General features: G+C 61.9%; 25 protein-coding genes and 1 pseudogene. 12 read left to right on the plus strand and 14 right to left on the minus strand.

Going from position 1 to position 21985, the window contains the following annotated elements; translation table 11 throughout:
* Window positions 1-49 precede the first annotated feature (49 nt).
* From TU79_RS05570 to TU79_RS05580, 3 genes are read right to left on the minus strand one after another with little or no spacing between them, the layout of a single operon-like run.
* On the minus strand, window positions 50-1024 hold the full coding sequence (locus tag TU79_RS05570) for a 5-oxoprolinase subunit C family protein (protein WP_057007089.1): 975 nt from the start codon (window positions 1022-1024) through the stop codon (window positions 50-52).
* On the minus strand, window positions 1021-1899 hold the full coding sequence (locus TU79_RS05575; RefSeq protein ID WP_057007090.1) for a 5-oxoprolinase subunit B family protein: 879 nt from the start codon (window positions 1897-1899) through the stop codon (window positions 1021-1023). Before TU79_RS05575 ends, TU79_RS05570 begins: the two co-directional genes overlap by 4 nt.
* A 57-nt stretch (window positions 1900-1956) precedes the next feature.
* On the minus strand, window positions 1957-2715 hold the full coding sequence (locus TU79_RS05580; protein WP_057007091.1) for a 5-oxoprolinase subunit PxpA: 759 nt from the start codon (window positions 2713-2715) through the stop codon (window positions 1957-1959).
* Between the two features lie 104 nt (window positions 2716-2819).
* Between TU79_RS05580 and TU79_RS05585 the strand changes: the two genes are divergently transcribed.
* Window positions 2820-3737, plus strand: a complete 918-nt coding sequence (locus TU79_RS05585) for a LysR family transcriptional regulator (RefSeq protein ID WP_057007092.1) — start codon at window positions 2820-2822, stop codon at window positions 3735-3737.
* On the opposite strand, the gene TU79_RS05590 is transcribed toward TU79_RS05585, so the two are convergent.
* Window positions 3734-4630, minus strand: a complete 897-nt coding sequence (locus TU79_RS05590) for a LysR family transcriptional regulator (protein WP_057007093.1) — start codon at window positions 4628-4630, stop codon at window positions 3734-3736. The genes TU79_RS05585 and TU79_RS05590 overlap by 4 nt on opposite strands.
* A gap of 104 nt (window positions 4631-4734) precedes the next feature.
* Between TU79_RS05590 and TU79_RS05595 the strand changes: the two genes are divergently transcribed.
* Entirely contained in the window at window positions 4735-5493 is a 759-nt protein-coding gene (locus tag TU79_RS05595; protein WP_057007094.1) for an SDR family NAD(P)-dependent oxidoreductase, read from the plus strand.
* Here TU79_RS05595 and TU79_RS05600 read toward each other — a convergent pair.
* Window positions 5392-5904 (minus strand): multidrug/biocide efflux PACE transporter, encoded by a 513-nt coding sequence (locus TU79_RS05600; protein WP_057007095.1) that lies wholly within the window; start codon window positions 5902-5904, stop codon window positions 5392-5394. The genes TU79_RS05595 and TU79_RS05600 overlap by 102 nt on opposite strands.
* An 89-nt stretch (window positions 5905-5993) precedes the next feature.
* Between TU79_RS05600 and TU79_RS05605 the strand changes: the two genes are divergently transcribed.
* Together TU79_RS05605 and TU79_RS05610 are read left to right on the plus strand one after the other, a co-directional pair.
* The gene (locus TU79_RS05605) at window positions 5994-6848 is read left to right on the plus strand and encodes a LysR family transcriptional regulator (RefSeq protein WP_057007096.1); all 855 of its coding nucleotides are present in this window, start codon (window positions 5994-5996) and stop codon (window positions 6846-6848) included.
* Window positions 6849-7144: 296 nt separating this feature from the next.
* Complete coding sequence (locus TU79_RS05610; protein ID WP_057007097.1) at window positions 7145-7636, plus strand: GNAT family N-acetyltransferase; 492 nt, start codon at window positions 7145-7147, stop codon at window positions 7634-7636.
* Window positions 7637-7703: 67 nt separating this feature from the next.
* On the opposite strand, the gene TU79_RS05615 is transcribed toward TU79_RS05610, so the two are convergent.
* Entirely contained in the window at window positions 7704-8186 is a 483-nt protein-coding gene (locus TU79_RS05615) for a GyrI-like domain-containing protein (protein WP_057007098.1), read from the minus strand.
* Window positions 8187-8379: 193 nt separating this feature from the next.
* Here TU79_RS05615 and alaC point away from each other — a divergent pair, with 193 nt between their 5' ends.
* Window positions 8380-9591 (plus strand): alanine transaminase, encoded by a 1212-nt coding sequence (gene alaC, locus TU79_RS05620; protein WP_057007099.1) that lies wholly within the window; start codon window positions 8380-8382, stop codon window positions 9589-9591.
* A gap of 82 nt (window positions 9592-9673) precedes the next feature.
* Here alaC and TU79_RS05625 read toward each other — a convergent pair whose 3' ends face one another.
* Both TU79_RS05625 and TU79_RS05630 read right to left on the minus strand, forming a co-directional pair.
* Window positions 9674-11026 (minus strand): GntP family permease, encoded by a 1353-nt coding sequence (locus TU79_RS05625; protein WP_057007100.1) that lies wholly within the window; start codon window positions 11024-11026, stop codon window positions 9674-9676.
* An 84-nt stretch (window positions 11027-11110) separates the two neighbouring features.
* Window positions 11111-11644 (minus strand): gluconokinase, encoded by a 534-nt coding sequence (locus TU79_RS05630; RefSeq protein WP_057007101.1) that lies wholly within the window; start codon window positions 11642-11644, stop codon window positions 11111-11113.
* A gap of 227 nt (window positions 11645-11871) precedes the next feature.
* On the opposite strand from TU79_RS05630, the gene gntR reads away from it, so the two are divergent.
* From gntR to TU79_RS05655, 5 genes are all read left to right on the plus strand, one after another.
* Window positions 11872-12903, plus strand: coding sequence for an HTH-type transcriptional regulator GntR (gene gntR / locus TU79_RS05635; RefSeq protein WP_162276087.1), 1032 nt, complete (start codon window positions 11872-11874; stop codon window positions 12901-12903).
* Window positions 12904-13220: 317 nt separating this feature from the next.
* On the plus strand, window positions 13221-13460 hold the full coding sequence (locus TU79_RS05640; RefSeq protein WP_057007103.1) for a DUF6124 family protein: 240 nt from the start codon (window positions 13221-13223) through the stop codon (window positions 13458-13460).
* 232 nt (window positions 13461-13692) lie between these two features.
* A complete protein-coding gene (locus tag TU79_RS05645) occupies window positions 13693-14325 on the plus strand; it encodes a glutathione S-transferase family protein (RefSeq protein ID WP_057007104.1) in 633 nt (210 codons plus the stop codon).
* 90 nt (window positions 14326-14415) lie between these two features.
* Complete coding sequence (locus tag TU79_RS05650) at window positions 14416-15831, plus strand: MFS transporter (protein WP_057007105.1); 1416 nt, start codon at window positions 14416-14418, stop codon at window positions 15829-15831.
* A 132-nt stretch (window positions 15832-15963) separates the two neighbouring features.
* Window positions 15964-16422, plus strand: coding sequence for a hypothetical protein (locus tag TU79_RS05655; protein WP_057007106.1), 459 nt, complete (start codon window positions 15964-15966; stop codon window positions 16420-16422).
* 112 nt (window positions 16423-16534) lie between these two features.
* Here the strand turns inward: TU79_RS05655 and TU79_RS26820 are convergent, their stop codons facing one another.
* The 3 genes and pseudogenes from TU79_RS26820 to TU79_RS05665 all read right to left on the minus strand — a co-directional run bounded on the left by TU79_RS26820 (window position 16535) and on the right by TU79_RS05665 (window position 18896).
* Window positions 16535-17104: a methyl-accepting chemotaxis protein gene (locus TU79_RS26820; RefSeq protein ID WP_414896180.1), complete on the minus strand. Its 570-nt coding sequence runs from the start codon at window positions 17102-17104 to the stop codon at window positions 16535-16537.
* Window positions 17078-17908: pseudogene (locus TU79_RS26825) on the minus strand (PAS domain-containing protein); the annotation flags it as partial. The gene TU79_RS26820 and the pseudogene TU79_RS26825, both read right to left, overlap by 27 nt.
* A gap of 46 nt (window positions 17909-17954) precedes the next feature.
* Window positions 17955-18896, minus strand: a complete 942-nt coding sequence (locus tag TU79_RS05665; RefSeq protein WP_057007108.1) for an aliphatic sulfonate ABC transporter substrate-binding protein — start codon at window positions 18894-18896, stop codon at window positions 17955-17957.
* A 169-nt stretch (window positions 18897-19065) separates the two neighbouring features.
* Here TU79_RS05665 and TU79_RS05670 point away from each other — a divergent pair, with 169 nt between their 5' ends.
* Window positions 19066-19476 carry a GNAT family N-acetyltransferase gene (locus tag TU79_RS05670; RefSeq protein WP_057007109.1) on the plus strand — a complete coding sequence of 137 codons (411 nt, stop codon included), beginning with the start codon at window positions 19066-19068 and terminating at the stop codon, window positions 19474-19476.
* A 27-nt stretch (window positions 19477-19503) separates the two neighbouring features.
* Here the strand turns inward: TU79_RS05670 and def are convergent, their stop codons facing one another.
* The 3 genes from def to TU79_RS05685 form a co-directional block, all read right to left on the minus strand.
* Window positions 19504-20043, minus strand: a complete 540-nt coding sequence (gene def / locus TU79_RS05675) for a peptide deformylase (RefSeq protein ID WP_057007110.1) — start codon at window positions 20041-20043, stop codon at window positions 19504-19506.
* Window positions 20040-20996, minus strand: coding sequence for a YihY/virulence factor BrkB family protein (locus tag TU79_RS05680; protein WP_057007111.1), 957 nt, complete (start codon window positions 20994-20996; stop codon window positions 20040-20042). Before TU79_RS05680 ends, def begins: the two co-directional genes overlap by 4 nt.
* A gap of 174 nt (window positions 20997-21170) precedes the next feature.
* Complete coding sequence (locus TU79_RS05685) at window positions 21171-21362, minus strand: CsbD family protein (protein ID WP_003237824.1); 192 nt, start codon at window positions 21360-21362, stop codon at window positions 21171-21173.
* 200 nt (window positions 21363-21562) lie between these two features.
* On the opposite strand from TU79_RS05685, the gene TU79_RS05690 reads away from it, so the two are divergent.
* Window positions 21563-21940, plus strand: a complete 378-nt coding sequence (locus TU79_RS05690; RefSeq protein ID WP_057007112.1) for a hypothetical protein — start codon at window positions 21563-21565, stop codon at window positions 21938-21940.
* Window positions 21941-21985: the final 45 nt, after the last annotated feature.

The following is a 21985-nucleotide window of genomic DNA, read 5'->3' on the forward strand; positions in this document are numbered from 1 at the left end:
AACATGTGGGAGGGGGCTTGCGCCCTCCCACAGAGGTTTTCTGTGTTTTTCAGGACGTGAATAACCCGGCCATTATATTGAGGCGCTTTTTGTAGACGCGCCGCGCCTCCAGTGCCTCTTCCAGGCTGACCGCCACAAACCCCGCCCGCTGGTTGGGCTGCATCTGCCCGATCAAGTCCAGGTCGGCACTGATCACGGTGCCGATCATGGCATAGCCGCCGCCCGACACCGCGTCGCGGTGCAGCACGATCGGCTCCAGACCCGCCGGTACCTGGATCGAGCCAATCGGGTAGCAGCTGTCGACAATGTTCGACGGATCGGAACCGGCGCCAAACGGCTGCTCCCGTGGCTGAAAGCTCAACGCGCTGCCGCCCTTGAAGCGATAGCCGATGCGGTCGGCCTCGGAGCCCACCGTCCAGGGTTCGGCAAAAAAGCTGCTTTTCGCGCCCGTGGTCAAGCGCTCGTAATACAGCCCCGGCACCACGCGCAGGGTTACGTCGCCGCCCACCGAACGGCGCAGGGCCATCGGCAGGCTATTGCCGTCACGGCCAGCCCCGCTGGCTTCACCGACCGGCAACACATCACCCTCCTGCAGACGCCGGCCATGGAAACCGCCCAGCGCGCCCAGGGTATAAGTGGAACGACTGCCGAGCACCACCGGCACATCAATGCCGCCCGCCACGGCCAGGTATGTGCGTGCGCCGGCCACCGGAAACGCGAAGCGCAGCACCTGGCCGGCGCGCACCGCAAAGGCGGTGTCCTGGTGCACCACCTCGCCGTCCAGGCGCGGTGACATCAAGGCGCCGCTGAGTGCCACCAACGCGTCCTGCGTAAACTCAAGCTCAGGGCCGATCAAGGTGCATTCCAGCCCCGCCGCCCCCAGCGGGTTGCCCACCAGGTGGTTGGCCGCGCTCAGCGCGTATTGGTCCAGCGCACCCGAAGGCGGGATGCCCAGGTGGTAATAACCTTCGCGGCCCAGGTCCTGCACGGAGGTGGCCAGGCCAGGTTTGAGCACCTTGATCATGCCAGCGCCTCCTGCAGGGTTTTCGGGTAGCCGACGGGGTCGGCGAGAAACGCGTCGAGGGAAAATTCCACCGGGCGAATGCGCAGGTCGAAGCGCCCGGCGTCCACCTCAGCCACCGCCAGGTCATAGGCATCACGGTCAATCGGCTTGAACTGCACGATGTCCCCAGGGCGAAAGAACACCATGTGCTCCTTGAGGTAGGCCAACTGCTGCGCCGGGTCGTAGATCGGTGCCGGGGTCACGCCAAACATCTGGTAACCGCCGGCGCCGCGCACCGAGTAGATGCAGCCGAAACAGCCGCCATGGCCCAGGGTCAGTTTGGGCGTGTCGGTGCGCGGGCGCAGGTACTTGGGCACCTGCAACTGCCGCGCGCGCTCGACCATCTGGAACATGAATGGCAAACCCGCCACAAAGCCGACCATCGACACAAACCACGGCGCGCCGCTGTGGGCGTCGATGAACGCGTCCACATCGGCCAGGCCGTTGATGCGCGCGGCGTACTCCAGATCGGTGCCGCTGGGGTCCTGGTGGCGGTCGCGAAAACGCATCAGGGTTTCATGGGTCCAGGGGTCGTTATAGAGCACCGGAATTTCGATGATGCGCGTGTGCAGGGTGCGCTCGGCCACGGCCTGGGCCTCGGCGCTTTGCACGGCGTCGAGCAACACGTGGGGCGCGATGCGGTCCGGGTCGAAGCGGATCTGGAACGAGGCGTTGGCCAGGCAGATATCCAGCACGCCTTCCAGCGCCAGACGCTCCACCGCGCGGGTTACCGCCATGCCTGTGAAGAAGGCCTCCAGGGACATGCTGTCGCTGACCTCGGCGAACAGGTGTTCATCAGCGCCGAAGCTGTAGCGGATGGGGGACGTTTCAGCCATGTCTGTTCCTCTTGGAATCATTGTAGAAAGGCAGGCAAAAAAGTAAGGGAGTCGATCTTATTGGGGGGGGCTGACGTCGATACCGGTGCGGTCCAGCGCTTCGCGGGTGGCTTCCACCAGTTCCAGCGCGCCGGGGGTGTCGCTGTGCAGGCAGATGGAATCGAATTGGATGAACAGGTCTTCGCCTTCCACGGTACGCACCCACCCGCTCTGGCACGCGCGCAGCACCCGCGCCGCCACGGTGGCCGGATCCAGCGCGCGCACGTTGCGGGTAAACACGATGGAGCCGCTGAGGTCGTACTCACGGTCGGCGTAGAACTCGCGCACCACGGGTTGCCCCAGCTCCCTGGCAACGTGCCAGATCACCGAGTTGGGCATGCAGTACAGCAACAGCGTCGGCTCGATGATTTGCAGGTTGTGGACCAGCAGGCGCGCGGCTTCCTCGTCGCGGGCCAGGTGCATATAGAGCGCGCCATGGGGCTTGATGTGTTGCAGGGGCACGCCTTGGGCCCGGGCGATTTCGCGCAGGGCGCCGAGCTGGTAGAGCATGTCGTCCACCAGCTCCTGGGCCGGCGCGTTGATATGGCGGCGGCCGAAACCGACCAGGTCGCGAAAGCCCGGATGCGCGCCGATGGCGACGCCCAGCTGTTTGGCGCGCGCCACGGTGCGGCGCATGGTGCCGGGGTCGCCGGCGTGAAAGCCGGTGGCGATATTGGCTGAGCTGATATAGGCCATCAACTCCGCATCGACGCCATCGCCGATGGTCCAGGGGCCGAAGCCTTCGCCCATGTCTGAATTGAAATCCACTGCCTGCATGGCGTGCGCTCCGTCAAAGGGGTTGCAGGGAAAGTAGGCTGCCCCTTGACCCCTTGGGAAGATCTATTATCAGATGAGGCATCTTCTGAAAATCAGATAAAGCCATGTCCCTTACCCTGCGCCAGGTTCGCTACTTCGTCGCCACCGCCGAAATCGGTCAGATTTCCCAGGCGGCGATTCACTTGAACATCTCCCAATCGGCGGTCACCACCGCGATCAAGGAGCTGGAAGCCATGCTCGGCGTGCAGTTGTTCATGCGCTCGGCCCAGGGCATGAACCTCACCGACGCAGGCCGACACTTTCTCAACCGCGCCTATGTGATCGTGCGCAGTGTCGACGACGCGCTGAACAGCCCCTTGCCGGACCACCGCGCCAGCGGCGTGCTGCGCGTGGCCGCCAGCTACACCGTGCTGGGCTATTTTTTACCGCACCACTTGCAACGCATGGCGCATTGGCACCCGGACGTGACCATCGAGGTGTTCGAACAGGAGCGCCAGGCCATCGAACAGGGCCTGCTCGACGGCGGGTTCGACATGGCCGTGGTGCTCACCGCCAACCTCACGCACCCGGCCATCGTCTCGGAAATCCTGTTCAACTCCGAACGCCGCCTGTGGCTGCCCAGCCACCATTCGTTGTGCGAACGGGGTGCAGTGAGCCTGTCGGACGTGGCGCAGGAGCCCTATATCCTGCTTACCGTGGACGAGGCCGAACACAGCGCCATGCGCTACTGGGAACAGGCCGGGCAGACGCCAAACGTGCGGCTGCGCACCAGTTCGGTGGAAGCGGTGCGCAGCATGGTCGCCAATGGCAGCGGCGTGGCGATCCTGTCCGACCTGGTGCACCGGCCCTGGTCCCTGGAGGGCAAGCGCATCGAAACGCTGACCGTCACCGACCCGGTAACGCCCATGAGCGTGGGCCTGGCCTGGCACCGCGAGCGCGCGTTCACCCCGGCGATGCAGGCGTTTCGCGACTACTTCCACGACGCGTTCCTGGCGCCGCAGCAGTTGTCGGCGCGGCGCTAGAGCTGCGCTTGCAGCACGCCGGCCAGCCAGTCCATGAAGACCCGCACGCGCAACGGCAAATGCCGCTGCCCGGCGTACAGCAGCGACACGTCCAGCGGCGGTGCCGGGTAGTCCGGCAAAACCGCCACCAGTTCACCGCTGGCCAGTTCCGCGCTCAGGCCCAGGGCTGGCACCTGGATAATCCCGAAGCCGCCCAGGCACGCCGACTTGTAGGCATCGGTGCTGTTGACCGTGACCCGCCCTGCCATGGGCAAGCGCTGCACCTTGTTGCCCTGCAGGTATTCGAAGCCCGCCGAGCGTGAACCCAATGGCCGCACGTAATGCACCAGGTGGTGATTAGCGAGGTCGGCGAGCGTGTGCGGCGTGCCAAAGCGTTGCAGGTAGGTGGCGCTCACGCAGTTGAGCATCGGCAGGCTGCACAGCCAGCGGGCCACCACGCTCTGGTCCGGCTGTGCGCCCACGCGCAGCACGCAGTCGAACCCTTCGGCGAGCAGGTCGACCTGGCGGTCGGTGGTGCTGATTTCCAGCTCGATCAGCGGGTGCGCGTGCATGAAGTCGGGCAGACGCGGCAGGATCAGGTCCCGCGCCATCACGTTGGGCATGTCCACGCGAATGCGTCCCGCCAGTTGCGCTTCGTCCTGACGAAACAGCCCTTCGAGTTCCTCCATGTGCGCCAGTAGATCCTTGCTGCGCTCATACAACACAAGGCCGTCCTGGGTCGCCTGCACCTTGCGCGTGGTGCGCTGCAACAGGCGCGCACCCAGCAGTTCCTCCAGCGCCTGCACATGCTCGGACACGGTGGAGCGCGGCAGTCCCAGGCGCTCGCCCGCCAGGGTAAAACTCGACAGTTCAGTGACCCGCACAAAGGTGCGCAGCAGCTCAAGCTTGTTCATGGATTGTTCGCCTTATCCGGCCAGTGATTCCGGTATAGCGCTGTTTATCACGTTGAGGTCGGACAAATACACTTATTCCACCCCCATACGCAGAGGTACTCACCATGACCCGTAAAATCGCATTGATCACCGGCACCAGCCGTGGCCTGGGCAAAAACGCCGCCCTGCACCTGGCAGCGCAGGGTGTGGACATTATCGGCACTTATCACAGCAAGGCCGACGAGGCGCAGGCGCTGGTAACGCAAATCGAGCAACTGGGCGGCCGCGCCGCGATGCTGCAACTGGATGTAGGCCAGAGCACCACCTTCGACGCGTTCACTGGTGACGTTGCCCGCGTGCTCAGAGATGTTTTCGCACAGGACCACTTCGACTTTCTGGTCAACAACGCCGGGATCGGCATTCACGCAAGCTTTGCCGAGACCACCGAAGCGCAGTTCGATCAGTTGCTGGCGATTCAATTCAAGGGCCCGTTCTTCCTCACCCAGAAGCTGTTGCCGTTGATTCGCGACGGCGGGCGCATCCTCAACGTGTCCAGCGGACTGGCGCGCTTCAGCCTGCCCGGTTACGCCGCCTACGCCGCAATGAAAGGTGCGATGGAAGTGCTCACCCGCTATCAGGCCAAGGAGCTCGGCGCCCGTGGCATCAGCGTCAACGTCCTCGCCCCCGGTGCCATTGAAACCGACTTCGGCGGCGGCGCCGTGCGCGACAACGCCGGTCTCAACGCCATGGTCGCCAACAATACCGCCCTGGGCCGCGTCGGTTTACCGAATGATATCGGCGGCGCCATCACCAGCCTGCTGGCCGACGGCAGCGCATGGATCACCGGGCAACGCATCGAGGCGTCGGGCGGCATGTTTTTGTAGGAGCCTGTCGCGCAGCACGTCGTAGCCCCAGTGATACACATAGGTGTATGGCAGGAAAAACAGCAGCACGCCGATGTCGAGCATCAGGGCCTGCAGCAGGCTGATCTTCATCCACGCCGCAATCAACGGCACGGCCACGATGATCAGTCCGCCTTCGAACATCAGTGCGTGCAGCACCCGTGTCCAGGCACCACCCGAGAGTTGCAGGCGCAACGTGAGGCGGTCGAACAGGCTGTTGAAGATGACGTTCCAGGTCAGCGCCAGCAGGCTCATGCCCAAGGTCACCGCGCCCATTTCCAGGGCTGGCCTGCCGGTGATCCACACCAGCAACGGCGTACAGATCAACAAGGCCAGGCCCTCGAAACCGAGGGCCTGGCAAACGCGTTCAGTGATCGACTTGGTAGGGTTCATGCCCCGGCTCCGTGATTGACGACGGTTGCCATGTTCACCCCTCTCACCGATACTTCATAACCAATAACCATCGACCAAGGCGATACCTCATGGCCTCTCACGAAGTGCTGCAGGCGTTTGTGCAGGCCGCCACCCAGGGCTCTTTTTCAGCGGCGGCGCGCAAGCTGGGCAAGAGCCAGTCGACCATCAGCGCGGCGGTGGCGAGCCTGGAGATTGACCTGGATGTGGTGCTCTTCGACCGCAGCAGCCGCAAACCGACGCTGACCCCGGCCGGGCACCTGCTGCTGCAACGGGCGGAACAGGTGCTGGAGGCCAGCAGCCGCCTGCAACTGGCGGCGAGTCAACTGGCACAGGGCCTGGAGCCGAAGGTGACGATTGCCATGTCGGACACCTACCAGTCGCCGCGCTTCGAAACCGCGATCCTCGCCTTTGCCGAACGTTACCCGGACCTGGAGCTGGAATGGCTGATCGCTGAATGCGATGACCTGGTCGACCTGGTACAAAGCGGCCGGGCGCACATGGCGTTTATCGAGCAGCAGGACGTCTACCCGCCCGACCTCACGAGTTCGCCGGTGCAGGAGCGCACCGAAACCGCATTGTTCGTATCACCGCAGCATGCCTTGGCGCGCCTTGCACAGGTGGACCCACAGCACTTGAAACAGCACCGCGAGTTGCGTCTGGCGAGCATCGTCAAACCCTACGACAACCGCGCGGCCGGGCGCGTATGGTCGGCCGCCAGTTACCTGATGCTGATGGAAATGGCGCAGTTGGGCTTCGGCTGGGCGCCCCTGCCCCGCTGGCTGGTGGAGCGCTTCGGCAATGCCAGCCTGGTGGAACTCAAGGTGCGCGGCTGGCCGCGGTCGGTGGCGATGGACGCGTTGTGGTCGCGGCAACGACCACCGGGACCGGCGGGGAGCTGGTTGCTGGGGCAGATGCTTGACTGAACCGTCAGACAAAGGGCATTTGCGTGTGACCAGCAGGCTTGTTGTGATGGTGGCGAGCGGGCTTGCCCTAATGCCGTGCAGTTAAATGTGGCGAGCAGGCTTGTCCTGCGTTGGGCTGCCCAGCAGCCCCAAAACCAGGCGCTGAGCCGTATCAGGTACACCGCGTTTTCCTTGATTGGGGGCGCTTCGCACCCCAACGCGGGGCAAGCCCGCTCGCCACAGGAGTGATCTTCGTTGTCTGGGCGATCAGGGAAGGCGTTAAACTGCTTTCCTCACTGCGCCGTTCGGTTTTCCCTATGCAAACCCGCCTTGTTTCCTACGAAGCGCTGAGCGCTGTACAACAACAGCAACTCAGCGACATTGAAGTTCACCCCGAGCAACTGCCGTTTTCCGGCGACATGCACTGCGCCCTCAATACGCTGCTGGCCAACCCCAGCCCAGGGGTGAAGGGTTTTGCCCTGCTGGCCGACGAGATTCCCGTCGCCTTCCTGCTGCTCAAGCGCCCGCCCTGCCTGCCCCACTGGGCCGACGAACACAGCGCGACGCTGCACGCGTTGCAGGTGGATCGGCGCCAGCAAGGGCGCGGGTTTGGCAAGGCTTGCCTGCTGGCGCTGCCCGCTGTGGCCATTGAAACCTGGCCGCAGATCAAGGCACTGGAATTGTCGGTGGACAGTGACAACGCGGCGGCGATGGGCTTGTACCTGCGGGCGGGTTGGGTAGACAGCGGGGAGGCGTACAAGGGGCGGATCGGGTATGAGCGCAGGTTGCGCCGGGCGTTTGATTCATGACGGTAAATGTCACGTAAACAGGACTTTCAGAGACGAATGTCATGTTTACGTGACGTCGGCTGCTGACTCAGACCTTCTGCCCAACCGGCAACCAGACCTCTACCGTGCCGGTGCCCTTGCGCCCGTCAAAGTCCGCGCTGTAACGCTCGAAATCCGCCCCCACGACCTTGTAGCCCGACGGCGGCAGCCATTCGAACATGATGCGCTCGTACGTCTGTGCCAGTGCCTGCACCGGCCCGTGATGGGTGAATACGGCGTAATTGAGCGGCGCGATGTCGATGGATTCGAAGTTGCCGGGTACATCACCTTTGGTGGGTACTTCAACACCGGCCATGTAGTCGAATTCGCCATGGTGCGCGTTATGACACACGCCATAGGTCACCCCGCCGACGCGTTTGCCGATGTCCTTGATGCAGGTGTCGAACAGCTCCCACAGGCGCGGGATGTCACCGACGGTGGCCTTGGAATAACGCCCTTTCACGCCTGCAATCACCATGGCCCTGCCCGCTTCCATGCGCGGCTCCAACGGTTGTTTTGTCTGCTGATCCATACGAACAGTCTCCTTCTTATGAGGGAACAAACCCGCGTCGAGTATAGGGGCATATCAGTGCCCCACTCCATGCAGAAATTTTTCCCACGCATATGGACAACTGGCCATCATCGACCGTATTGTCTGCCGCAGGCCACCGCAGTGGCCGACGTCGCTCGGACGGTTCCGGGCGCTTACGTACTTCGAGGCAACAATGGCCGACCAAGTTTTGCCGCGCCGCTTTGCGCGCATAGATCGACTCCCCCCCTACGTTTTCAATATCACTGCCGAGCTGAAGATGGCTGCGCGTCGGCGCGGCGAAGACATCATCGACTTGAGCATGGGTAACCCTGACGGCCCCACCCCCCCGCACATCGTGGAAAAAATGGTCACCGTCGCCCAGCGTGAAGACACCCACGGCTACTCCACTTCCAAAGGTATTCCGCGTCTGCGCCGGGCCATTTCGCGCTGGTACAAGGACCGTTATGAAGTGGACATCGACCCCGAGTCGGAGGCCATCGTCACCATCGGTTCCAAGGAAGGCCTGGCGCACCTGATGCTGGCCACCCTGGATCAGGGCGACACCGTGCTGGTGCCCAATCCGAGCTACCCGATTCATATCTATGGTGCCGTGATTGCCGGCGCCCAGGTGCGTTCGGTACCGCTGATTCCGGGCGTGGATTTTTTCGACGAGCTGGAGCGGGCGATCCGTGGTTCGATTCCCAAGCCGAAAATGATGATCCTCGGCTTTCCGTCCAACCCGACCGCGCAATGCGTGGAGCTGGACTTCTTTGAACGGGTGATCGCGCTGGCCAAGCAGTACGACGTGCTGGTGGTGCATGACCTGGCCTACGCCGATATCGTCTACGACGGCTGGAAAGCGCCGTCGATCATGCAGGTGCCCGGCGCCAAGGACATTGCGGTGGAGTTTTTCACCCTGTCCAAGAGCTACAACATGGCCGGCTGGCGCATCGGTTTCATGGTGGGCAACCCGGAACTGGTCAACGCGCTGGCGCGGATCAAGAGTTACCACGACTACGGCACCTTCACCCCGCTGCAAGTGGCGGCGATTGCCGCGCTCGAAGGCGACCAGCAGTGCGTGAAGGACATCGCCGAGCAGTACCGCCAGCGCCGTAATGTGCTGGTCAAGGGCCTGCATGAACTGGGCTGGATGGTCGAGAATCCCAAGGCGTCGATGTACGTGTGGGCAAAAATCCCCGAGGCGTACGCCGCCATGGGCTCGCTGGAGTTTGCCAAGAAATTGCTGCTGGAGGCCAAGGTGTGTGTGTCGCCGGGCATCGGTTTTGGCGAGTATGGCGATGATCATGTGCGCTTTGCGCTGATCGAAAACCAGGACCGGATTCGCCAGGCGGTGCGCGGGATTCGCGGGATGTTCCGGGCGGATGGGTTGGTTACCAAGGCCTGAATTCAATGCTGTAACACCTGTGGGAGGGGGCTTGCTCCCTCCCACATTGGATTGGGTTCACACCGTTGTTTTGCGGTGTGGATTACACCACCAGCGACAGCAACATGATGAAGATCAACGCCACCACCGACAGGATGGTCTCCATCGCCGTCCAGGTCTTGAACGTCTCGACCACCGTCATGTTGAAGTACTGCTTGACCAGCCAGAACCCCGCATCGTTGACGTGAGACAAAATCAACGACCCCGCCCCCGTCGCCAGCACCAGCAGCTCACGGTTGACCCCCGGGATCATGCCCACCACCGGCACCACGATGCCCGCGCCGGTAATGGTCGCCACGGTCGCAGAACCGGTGGCCACACGAATCACCGCCGCCACCAGCCAGGCCAGCAGGATCGGATTGATCTGCGCGCTCACCGCCATATGACCGATCACGTCGCCCACGCCGCTGGTCACCAGCATCTGCTTGAAGCCACCGCCGGCGCCGATGATCAGGATGATCGCGGCGGTCGGTGCAAGGCTCGCGTCAAGCAGCTTGAGGATCTGTTTGGAATGGATGCCCTGACGATGGCCAAAGGTGTACAGCGACAGCAGCAGCGCCAGCAACAGCGCGGTGATCGGGTGACCAATCATGTCCATCCAGTTGCGCACCACATGGCCATCCGGCAGGCCGATGTCGGCGAAGGTCTTGAGCAGCATCAGGAACACTGGCAACAGCACGGTGACCAGCGTGATGCCGAAGCTCGGCAGGGTTTTCGCTTCCGGCTCGCGGGCCAGTTGGTCCACCAGTTCCTGGGACGGGTTGCCCGGAATGTATTTGGAAATGAACGTACCGAAGATCGGCCCGGCGATGATGGCCGTCGGCAACGCGACGATCAGACCGTACAGGATGGTCTTGCCGATGTCCGCACCGAACACGCCAATGGCCAGCAGCGGGCCCGGGTGCGGCGGCACCAGGCCGTGCACCGCCGACAGGCCGGCGAGCAGCGGAATACCGATCTTGATCAGCGACACGCCGGTGCGCCGCGCGACGATGAATACCAGCGGGATCAGCAGCACAAAGCCGATCTCGAAGAACAGCGGGATGCCCACCAGGAACGCGGCAAACATCATCGCCCACTGCACCTTTTCCTTGCCGAAGGCGCGGATCAGGGTCTGGGCGATCTGATCGGCGCCACCGGATTCGGCCATCATCTTGCCGAGCATGGTGCCCAGCGCAAGGATGATGCCGACAAAGCCGAGCACCCCGCCGAAACCGTCCTGGAAGGCCTTGATGATTTTGTCCACGGGCATGCCCGAGGTCAGGCCGAGAAAGCCGGCCGCGATGATCAGTGCAATGAACGGGTGCACCTTGAATTGGGTGATCAGTACGATCAACCCGATGATAGTGACCACTGCATCAAGCAGCAGGTAGGACTCGTGGGACATGCCAAACATGGGGGGTCTCTCCTGTTTGTTGTTGTTATTAAAGCGGGTGTTGAATTTCCTGCCGGGGATAGCGCTATCTCTTCCGGCAAAAAATCAATGAGTCGGTTCAAAACCGTGCTTGAGCCACCAGGCATTGGTTTGCTCGGCCAGTTCCTCGACGCTGTCTTCGCTGGCGTTGAGGGCCAGGGTCAGCGGTTCGCCCTTGGGCGATTCAAGGGTGGCGAACTGGCTGTCGATCAGGCTGGCCGGCATGAAATGGCCGGGGCGATGGGACACGCGGTCGGCGGCCACGGCACGGGTCAGCTCCAAAAACACGAACCCCAAGCCAGGCGCGGCTTCGCGCAGGTGGTCGCGGTATTTCTTCTTGAGGGCCGAACAGGTGAGCACGGGATGCTCGCCGGCCTTGAGCGAACGGCGCAGTTCATCGCAGAGGATGTCGAGCCAGCCGGCGCGGTCGTCGTCGTTGAGGGGGTGGCCGGCGCTCATCTTTTCGATGTTCGCGGCAGGGTGAAAGCTGTCGCCTTCGATGGCGGTGGCGCCGTTCAGGCGGCACAGGGCCTCGCTGACGCTGGACTTGCCACAGCCGGAAACACCCATGATGACCAGGGCGGTAACAGGTTGACTCATGAAACACCTCAGGACGCAGATAGCGCTACCTTTGCACGCCGTAAGGTTAGTGCAAAAAACAGGCTTTTCCCGCGCCGTCTTGTCTTCTTTATATGGAGTGACGCGTGCATCCGTTCCAAATGGCTTGCTTCAAGCGCTGAACCGGGTCAGGCAACCCTGAGTTCTTCATTTGCAGCCCTTTGGAGACAGCGCTACCTTAGTGCCTCGATTTTTGTTTGGCAAGCCGCCTGATGACCTCCAAGAACGATAAGAACACGCGCACCACGGGTCGCCCGACCCTCAACGAAGTCGCCCGTCTGGCCGGCGTCAGCCCGATCACCGCCTCGCGCGCCTTGCGCGGTATCAGCAGCGTGGCCACGGAATTGGCCGAAAAGGTGCGGCAGGCCGCCGCCGAGCTCAACTATGTGGTCAACCCCGCCGCCCGCGCCCTGGCTTCGGCCCAGAGCCATTCGGTGGTGGTGCTGGTGCCGTCGTTGTCCAACCTTTTGTTTATCGAAACCCTCGAGGCCATCCACCAGGTGCTGCGGCCCAAGGGCTTCGAAGTGCTGATCGGCAACTCCCACTATTCACGCGACGAAGAAGAAAACCTGCTGCGCAACTACATGGCCTACCAGCCACGCGGCCTGCTGCTGACGGGCTTTGATCGCACCGAAAGCGCACGACGAATGGTCGAATCCAGCAACGTGCCCTGCGTGTACATGATGGACCTGGACCCCAACGCCGGGGTGAATTGCGTGGGGTTCTCGCAACTGGCGGCGGGCGAAACGGCCGCCGCGCATTTGCTGTCACGCGGGCGCAAACGCCTGGCCTATATCGGCGCGCAGTTGGACCAGCGCACCCTGCTGCGCGGCGAAGGTTTTCGCCGGGCGCTGCAACAGGCCGGCCTGTACGACCCGGCGCTGGAAATACTGACACCGCGCCCGTCTTCCGTGGGCCTGGGCGGCGAACTGTTCCTGCAGTTGCTGGCGGCGCACCCCGACGTGGACGCGGTGTTTTTCGGCAACGACGACCTGGCTCATGGCGCGCTGCTCGAAGCCATGCGCCACGGCATTCAGGTGCCGGAGCGAGTGGCGGTGCTGGGGTTCAACGACTTGCCGGCGTCTTCGTTCATGGTGCCGCGCCTGAGCAGCATCAGCACGCCCCGGGAGGCGATCGGCCGGCGAGCAGCGGAGCATTTGTTAACGATCATGGCGGGTAACCGGATCGCCAAACCGGTGGTCGATATGGGGTTTGAGCTGCAGGTGAGGGAGAGTACGTAGGAGGCCTGTAGGAAGGGGCTGACATTGCGGTAAGCGCCTTGCTCCGTTGCCTACGCTTACGTCAGAATCCGCCGGCTTGTGCGCCAGGGTGGGTCTGTCTAAGGTTTGTCGGTCGCCGAATTTCTCGGTGATCGGGTTTAGTAGCCTGATTTCTGGTCACTCCTAGTGCATGAGCCCCATCTGTGTTTGATGGCGGTTGTGCGCAGGGCATCTTCGGGTGCGCCGGCTTTGAGTGTCCACCGGTCTACTAACCTGCGTACAGCTGCCACCCATTGTTTAGTAGCGATACGGCGGCGGCTCATTTCCAGGATGCTCAAATGATCAAAGAAATAGAAAAAACGCCAACCACCCTCTTCACCGTTCTACCTGGTACTCCCCTTGAATCCCTGCTGACCAACAGCTACGAAACCGTATGCTCCGTCAGCACCCTGCTGCTCGACCTGTCCGACGACCTCACCGGCAAACACCGCGATGTAGCGCTTGCCATTCATCAATTAAGTGAGCTGAGCGTGTTGCTGGTGGGCCAAGCGATGGACCAACACACGCCACGCACTTGAAAGCCAATCCCAAAGCGGACTTGCTGTGGCGAGCGGGCTTGTTGTGGCGAGCGGGCTTGCCCCGCGTTGGGGTGCGAAGCGCCCCCAATCAAGGAGATCCCGGCGCGCAGAGCATGGTTTTTAGGCGGCTGCGCAGTCCAACGCGGGGCAAGCCCGCTCGCCACATATTACGGACTGTGCTCGCCTCGCATCCCCTGCTAGATTGACCATTCTCAATTGCCAGGGGCGCACCATGGGACATTCACTGAAAATCTTGGGCCGCACTTCTTCCATCAATGTGCGAAAAGTTCTCTGGACGTGCCAGGAACTGGGCATCGACTACGTGCGTGAGGACTGGGGCATTGGCTTCAAGCCCACCCAGTCCGCTGAATTCCTCGCCCTCAACCCCAATGCGCAGATACCCGTGATGATCGACGACCACGGCGTGCTGTGGGAGTCCAACACCATCTGCCGCTATCTCGTGGGCCTTTACCAGCGCCATGACCTGTTGCCCATCGAGCCCGCGCCGCGAGCCCGGGTGGAGCAATGGATCGACTGGCAAGCCGTCGAACTCAATCGCGCCTGGGGCGATGCCTTTACCGCGCTGGTGCGCAACAACCCGGAGGGTCTGGATGCCGCACAAATTGCCGCCGCCGTGCAGGTGTGGAACGACAGGATGGGCATTCTCGAACACCAGTTGGCGAGCACCGGTGCCTACGTGGCCGGCAATGAATTCACCCTCGCCGATATCCTGATTGGCCTGTCGGTCCACCGCTGGCAGATGACACCCATGCAGCGCCCGCACTGTCCCGCCGTCGCGGCTTACTACCAGCGGCTGGCCCAGCATGCAGGCTTCCATACCTTCGCCCTGGACGGCCATAACTGAAAAAAACAGGGCGACACGCGTTAAGTTGTAAGTAAACGTGTTTAGCTTGACGCTGAACGCCACTCCTTACCGCTCATCAAAGGGTCCCTCATGACGACACTCACCGCCTCTGCCACGGATGGCATCGATCCGGTCCGAGCCGCCCATATCAGTGCGCGCATCGACCGCCTTCCTCCCGTCGCGACTATCTGGCGCCTGGTGGCGTTGCTGTCGATTGGCGGTTTTTTCGAGCTGTATGACCTGTTCCAGACCGCTTACATCAGCCCGGGGCTGATCAGCGCCGGACTGTTCCACATCGGCAGCGAAGGTGTGTTCGGTTTCTCCGACCAGGCCGCCTTCGCTGCGGCGACGTTTCTCGGCCTGTTCTTCGGCGCCAGCCTGCTCAGCCCCATCGCCGACCGTTTCGGGCGCCGCGCGATCTTTACCTTCGCGCTGGTGTGGTACACCGTTGCCACGGTGTTGATGGGCCTGCAGACCTCAGCCCTGGGCATCATCTGCATGCGCTTTCTGGTGGGCATTGGCCTGGGGATCGAGTTGGTGACCATCGACGCCTACCTCTCGGAGCTGGTGCCCAAGCGCATGCGCAGCTCGGCGTTTGCCTTTGCGTTTTTCATCCAGTTCCTGTCGGTGCCGACCGTCGCGCTGATGTCGTGGTGGCTGGTGCCCCAGGCGCCGTTCGGCATTGCCGGGTGGCGCTGGGTGGTGCTGAGCAGTGCGGTGTTTGCGCTGTTTATCTGGCAACTGCGCAAGCGCCTGCCGGAGTCGCCGCGCTGGCTGGCGCAGCGAGGTCGGTTCGACGAAGCCGGCGCCATCATGGACAACCTTGAAGCACGCTGCCGCAAGGATCACGGCAAACCCCTGGATGAACCGGAACCCGAGGCGATCAACGTGCAGGGCAATGGCCGGTTCGCCGATATCTGGCAACCGCCCTACCGCCGCCGCGCGCTGATGCTGATCGTGTTCCACGTATTCCAGGCCATCGGTTTCTTCGGCTTTGGCAATTGGCTGCCAGCGCTGCTGTCGGGCCAGGGCGTCAGCGTGACCCACAGTCTGTTGTATGCGTTCGTCATCACCCTCGCCTACCCACTGGGGCCATTGCTGTTCGTAAAGGTGGCCAACCGCTTTGAAAACAAGTGGCAGATTGTTGGTTCGGCCATGGGCGCGATGATCTTCGGCAGCCTGTTCGCCCTGCAAACCACCGCTGTGGGCCTGATCTTCTGCGGCGTGATGATCACCTTCTGCAACGCCTGGCTGAGCTACAGCTACCACTCCTATCAGGCCGAACTGTTCCCGACCAATATTCGCGCGCGGGCGGTCGGCTTCTGCTACTCGTTCAGCCGCTTGTCGACGGTGTTCAGCAGCCTGTTGATCGGTTTTATCCTCGAACAGCTGGGCACTCCGGGGGTGTTGGCGTTTATCGCCAGCAGCATGCTGATCGTGATGATTACCATCAGTTGGTTCGGGCCGCGTACGCGCAACCTGGCACTGGAAAACATCGCCCATTGACGGCAAGGGTTGGCCGTCGCCGGGCCATCGGTTGCCGCGACGGCGGCCCGCGGCCCAATAAAATGGGCACGGCGAGGACGGCACGCTATTTGCTCCGGTGTTGGCACAGAACATTTGCGCAGGTGACCGATCATGCTGGTTAACAACAACACCCAAACCGTTTCGAACCTTCAACAGGTCAATCGGCCCGACATGGACCCGGCCAATGCCGCCGCCAGCACCCTGTACAGCGGCGTGCTGGCGGCGACGCAGCCTGCCCTGACCCTGCCGGCCGCGCAGAAGGATCTGGACAAGGCAAGCGGGCGTATTGACGAGGCGTTTGCCAAGACCCGCGTGCAGCTTCAGGCTTCGGCGCCCGCCTCCGGCACGCGCGCGGAACTCACCGAGTACATGAGCAAATCCCCGGGCGAACGCATTCGTGAGCAACTGCTCAAGGAGCAGGGTTTGACCGAAGAGCAGGCGCAGGCGCTGCCGCAGGAAAAACAGGACGCGATTTCCAGGGAAGTGGCTGCACGGTTGAAGGAACAGCAGCAGGTGGCGTCGACCACCGCGCCGGCTGAGCCGGTAAAACAGGCGCTGGCGGCCCTCTAACCAAGCATTCAAATGTGGAAGGGGGCAAGCCCCTCCCACATTGGATTCTCTTTCACACAGTATCGCCTTTCACAGGGGATCCCCCTTTTACAGGGGTTTCAGGGTGGGTGAGTTACTGCAATTGCAACGTCGAGTTGAACTGACCGATCGCGTCCACCACGTGCCGTGAGCCTTCCTGGATTTCCAGGATCACCTGCCCCGCCTCATTGGCCAGCTCCACCCCGAGCCCTGTGCGGTTCAAGCTCGACTGCATGCTCGATACCGCGCTCGCCGACAGGTCGTGGTTCTTGCGCACCACCTCGACAATTTCCAGCGTCGCCTGGCTGGTGCGCGCGGCAAGGCTGCGCACTTCGTCGGCCACCACCGCAAAGCCGCGCCCATGCTCACCGGCGCGGGCGGCTTCGATGGCGGCGTTGAGCGCCAGCATGTTGGTTTGCTCGGCGATGCTGCGGATGGTCTGCACGATGGTGCCGATGATCTCCGATTGCTTGTTCACCGCGTCGATGCTCACGGCGGCCTGGTTCAGGTCGTGGGAAATGTCTTCGATGATCTGCACCGTTTGCTGCACCACCTGCGAGCCCTTGCGCGCGCAGACGTCGTTTTGCACCGAGGTGGCGTGGGCCGAATCGGCAGCGGTGCGCAACGTGGTGACCTGGTCGGTGATGTCGCTGGCGAATTTCACCACTTTGTACAGCCGACCGCTGGCGTCGAAGATCGGGTTGTAGGAAGCCTCCAGAAACAGCGTCTTGCCGTATTTGTTCTTGCGCTCAAAACGGTGCGAGTGGTATTCGCCACGGTTGAGCGCGGCCCAGAACGCCTTGTAGGCCGGCGACTCGACCTCCTCGCGGTGACAAAACAGGCTGTGGTGCTGGCCGACGATTTCATCCAGCGAGTACTGCACCGTACGCAGGAAGTTGTCGTTGGCGTTGAGAATCTGCCCTTGGGGCGTGAACTCGATCACCGCCATGGACCGGCTGATCGCATCGATCAGGCTCTGGTTTTCGTGTTCCCGGTGGACCCGCGCGGAAATATCGGACGCCACTTTGATCACGCTGAGCACCCGCTGCTCGTCGTCCAGCACCGGCATGTAGCTGGCCTCCAGCCAAACCTCCTCGCCGCGTTTATTCAGACGCATGAAGGTGCCGCTGATGGCTTTGCCCCGCGCCAGGTCACGCCAGAGCGTGGCGTAGTCCTCGGTGTGGGTGTAGGCCTCTTCGCAGAACAGCCGGTGATGTTTGCCGCGAATGTCTTCCACGCTGTAGCCCATGGCCGTGCAGAAGTTGTCGTTGGCATCGAGGATCACCCCCGCAGGGTCGAATTCGATCATGGCCATGGAGCAGCCGATGGCGGCGAGTTTGGCATTGGATTCGGTGAGGGCGCAGGAGAAACGCTGGATCTCGAGCAGGTCGGCTTTGTGGTGGAGGTTGAACATGGTCGGATCTCCCTGATTCCCGGCGCTGAGGGCGCATTCCATTCGAATGAGCATAGCCACGACCAGGCGCTATGCAAGGCGACAGTGCCGGGACGAACGCTCAGGGCGCTTTGAAGACTGCTTGCTGAACATCGACCTTTTTCGGGATCAGGCGGTTGGCGAAAAACAGATCGGCGGTGCCTTGCTGAGTAGCGATGTCGGCGGCTGTCAGCGGGCGGAGCGGCGTGGGTGAGCGGTGCTCGAAGTAACGTTTCACCACGGCCGGCGGCAGGCCCAGGGTCTTGGCCATCAGCGCGATACTTTCCTGCGGCTGGTCCAGGGACAGGCGCTGCGCCTTGCCCAACGTCTGAATGATCGTGGCGATGGCCTGCGGGTGCTGTCTGGCGAACCGGCTGCTGACCACGAAGAAGCTGCCCGCCGGGTTGAGCCCCTGCCCGTCGCCCAGCACTCGGGCAGAACCGTCGACCACGGCGGCCGAGTAATACGGGTCCCACACCACCCAGGCGTCCACCTTGCCGTGTTCAAATGCGGCACGGCCGTCGGACGGCGACAGGTACACCACGTTCACGTCCTGCCACTGCAACCCGGCACGCAGCAGGCTCTTGAGGAACAGGTTGTGAGCGCTGGAGCCCTTGAGCAAGGCGACACGTTTGCCCTTGAGCTCGGCCACGCTGTGCAGCGTGCTGGCCTTGGGCACCAGAATCGCTTCGGTCTTGCCGTCATTGGGCTCGACGGCGATGTATTGCAGGTCGATGCCGGCGGCCTGGGCGAAGATCGGCGGGATGTCGCCGATATTGCCAATGTCCAGGCTACCGGCGTTGAGCGCTTCCATCAGCGGCGGGCCGCCGAGAAATTCGACCCATTGCACTTGGGTGCCCGGCAGCGCCGCCTCGAAAAGCTTGTGCTCGCGGGCCAGCACCATGCTCACCGAGCCTTTCTGATAGCCCACACGCAAGGTTTCGGGGTCGTCAGCCAGTGCCGTTTGGGCCAGCAACGTCAGCGCCAGCAACGAGCCCGCCAGCAGGTAGTTTAGTGGTTTCATGGGTAACCTCTTGATGATCCATTGGTGCGATCCTAACAAGCAGGCTTATTCTTTAATAATATTTAAAACTCACCCTCATATGATCAAAAAGAATATAAACCTTGATGGATTAACCCATGAACGAACGCGCTTATAATCCTCGCCCCCTGATCACGCGCACCTGAACACCATGTCCGAAGTGTCCATCCAATTGCTGAGCGAACCGCTCTGGCCGCTGCTGAACAAGTTTTACCGCGCCCACGGTTCATCGATGAAAGCGCTCAAGGGCGGTCGGTTATGGGTGGCGCGTGACACCGGGATCGTCGCGGGGCTGTGCCTGACGCCGGTGGTGGGCGGGCACTGGCTGACGGGGCTGTTCGTCGACCCGGCGTATCGTGGGCAAAAACTGGCAACGCGGCTGGTTTTGCGAGCGGTGGAGCAGGTGGAAGGCACGGTGTGGCTGTTCTGTCACCCGGACCTGCAGGGTGTGTATGACCGGATGGGATTCACGCAGGAAACGCTGTTGCCGCAATCGCTCAGCGAGCGGCTGGTGCGCTATAAACGCAACAAGCCGCTGATCGCAATGGGCTTAAAAAGCTGAAATGCAGACCAATGTGGTGTCAGAGGGTTACTCTTCTACCGCCGGCTCCAGCTCAGGGAACAGCACGTCGGTAAACCCGAATTTGCTGAAGTCGGTAATCCGCGACGGGTACAGCCGGCCGATCAGGTGGTCGCACTCATGCTGCACCACCCGCGCGTGGAAGCCGTCGGCGAAACGCACAATCGGTTCGCCCTTGGGGTCGAAACCTTCGTAGCGAATCTGCTGGTAGCGGTTGACCGCCCCGCGCAGGCCGGGCACCGACAGGCAGCCTTCGTAGTCCTCTTCCAGCACCGGGCTGAGCGGCGTGATCAGCGGGTTGATCAGGATGGTCTGCGGCACCGGCGGCGCGTCCGGGTAGCGTTCGCTGGCCTCGAAACCGAAAATCACCAGTTGCAGGTCGACGCCTATCTGCGGCGCGGCCAGGCCGACACCGCCGACGTGTTCCATGGTCTGGAACATGTCATCGATCAATTGCCACAGCTCGGGGCTGTCGAACATTTCCGGCGGTACGGGCGCGGCGATGCGCAGCAGGCGCTCGTCGCCCATTTTCAGGATGTCACGGATCATCGATCAGGCTCTACGGGAGTGGGCTTGGAATGGTCTCGGCCTAAGCCTGAGACATGCTGTTTCTCATCGGTGTGGCCGGGCTCATCAAATTCCTTTTCGCCAGCGTCCTTGCCTTCAGCCGACATGTGTTCGATCACGGCGTTCATCTCCGCGCCGAGCAACAGCACGGCGGCGGAAATATAGAAATACAGCAGCAGCACGATAATCGCACCGATACTGCCATACATGGCGTTGTAGTCGGCGAAGGTTTTAACGTAGTAACCAAAGCCCAGGGACGCGACGATCCACACCACCACGGCCAGCACGGAGCCTGGGGTGATGAAGCGAAACTTCTGCTCCACGTCCGGCATCACGTAATACATGAGGGCCACGGCAAACATCAGCAGAATCACGATCAACGGCCAGCGCACGATGGTCCACAGGGTGACGACGAATTCCTGCATGCCGATCTGCCCCGCCAGCCACTCCATCACTTGCGGGCCCAGCACCATCAGTGCGGCGGCGGCCAACAGCATGCCGGCGATGCCGATGGTGTAGAAAATCGACAGCGGGAAACGCTTCCAGATCGGCCGGCCTTCCACCACGTCGTAGGCGGCGTTCATTGCGCTCATCATCAGGCGCACGCCGGCCGAAGCGGTCCACAGCGCGATCACGATACCGACCGAGAGCAGGCCGCCCTTGGATTGCTGCAACTGGTCGATCACCGGGTTGACCTGTTCCAGCGCCTGGGGCGGCAACACCAGCTCCGATTGCAGGCGCAACCAGCTGAAGAAGTCCGGCAGGTGCAGGAAACCGATCAGGGCAATGAGGAACAGCAGGAAGGGAAACAGCGAAAACAGCATCTGGTAGGCCAGTGCCGAAGCATAGGTGGGCATCTCATCATCGATGAATTCGGTGACGGTGCGCATCAGCACCTTGTGCAGCTTGAGGCCTTGTAGTACTGGAAAGATCATAGCGTCTCCTTTCGCCGCAAAAAGGTCAGATTCGTGGGCGACTCAGGGGCCGTTTTCTACATCAAAGTAGCCCATTTGGCGACTTTGAAACAATTTCCAAAGTTTAGTTGCAGCAGCTGACACAAAAACGGCCATCCGTGGATGGCCGCTGTTGTGCGCAAACGCAGTGCCGGGTCAGGCTTTATCGACGGTATTCTTGACCGCATCCTTGGTCTTGCCAACGGCTTGCTGGGCTTCGCCCTTGAGTTCCTGAGCCTTGCCTTCAGCACGCAGTTTGTCGTTATCCGTGGCTTTGCCGACGCCTTGCTTGACGTTGCCGACGGCTTCGTTAGCCATGCCTTTTACCTTATCGGAAGTGCTGCCCATGGTATTACTCCTGATAACAATCAAATGGTTTTTAATGACTACCTGAAGATTGACCCGGGGCTGTTCTGTAGAGTTTCAATTATTTTCAGGCCGCATTTGATCGCCCCATAAAGGTTTGGCTTTATGTTTTGCGGCCAACCCACGAGAATGCCCGGCAGATTCAGGCTCAAATGCTGAATAACAGCTCCCGTAGGAAGGTTATGAAACTCGATAAGACACAGGCCATCGCTCGCAGAAACCAGGCATTGGGCGGCGCCGTACTCGGCGTCAACAACTGCCACTTCACCGACCTGGACCGCAAACGCAACATCTGGTGGTTCGACCTGCCGCTGGTGCGCATTGGCGTGGGCCAGTACGAGTGGATTCACCTGTTGATGCACAACGCCGAGACCGACCAGTTGCTGCACCTCAAAGTGCCCACGCTGTTCCTGCGCGAGAACCTGGAAGGGCTGGTGGTGCGCAATGCGGGCAAGCGCAAGCCGGAGATCACCCTGGAGTTGAGCGCGGACAAGGATTCATACCTCAAGGACGTGCGCCCGGCGGGTGCGGGAATCAGCTTCGCGCAGTTCGCCCTGTAAAAAATGTGCAGGCCATAAAAACCCCGCATTGGCGGGGTTTTTTAT

It is taken from the genome of Pseudomonas trivialis (assembly GCF_001439805.1).
In the GTDB taxonomy this organism is placed as follows: domain Bacteria; phylum Pseudomonadota; class Gammaproteobacteria; order Pseudomonadales; family Pseudomonadaceae; genus Aquipseudomonas; species Aquipseudomonas trivialis.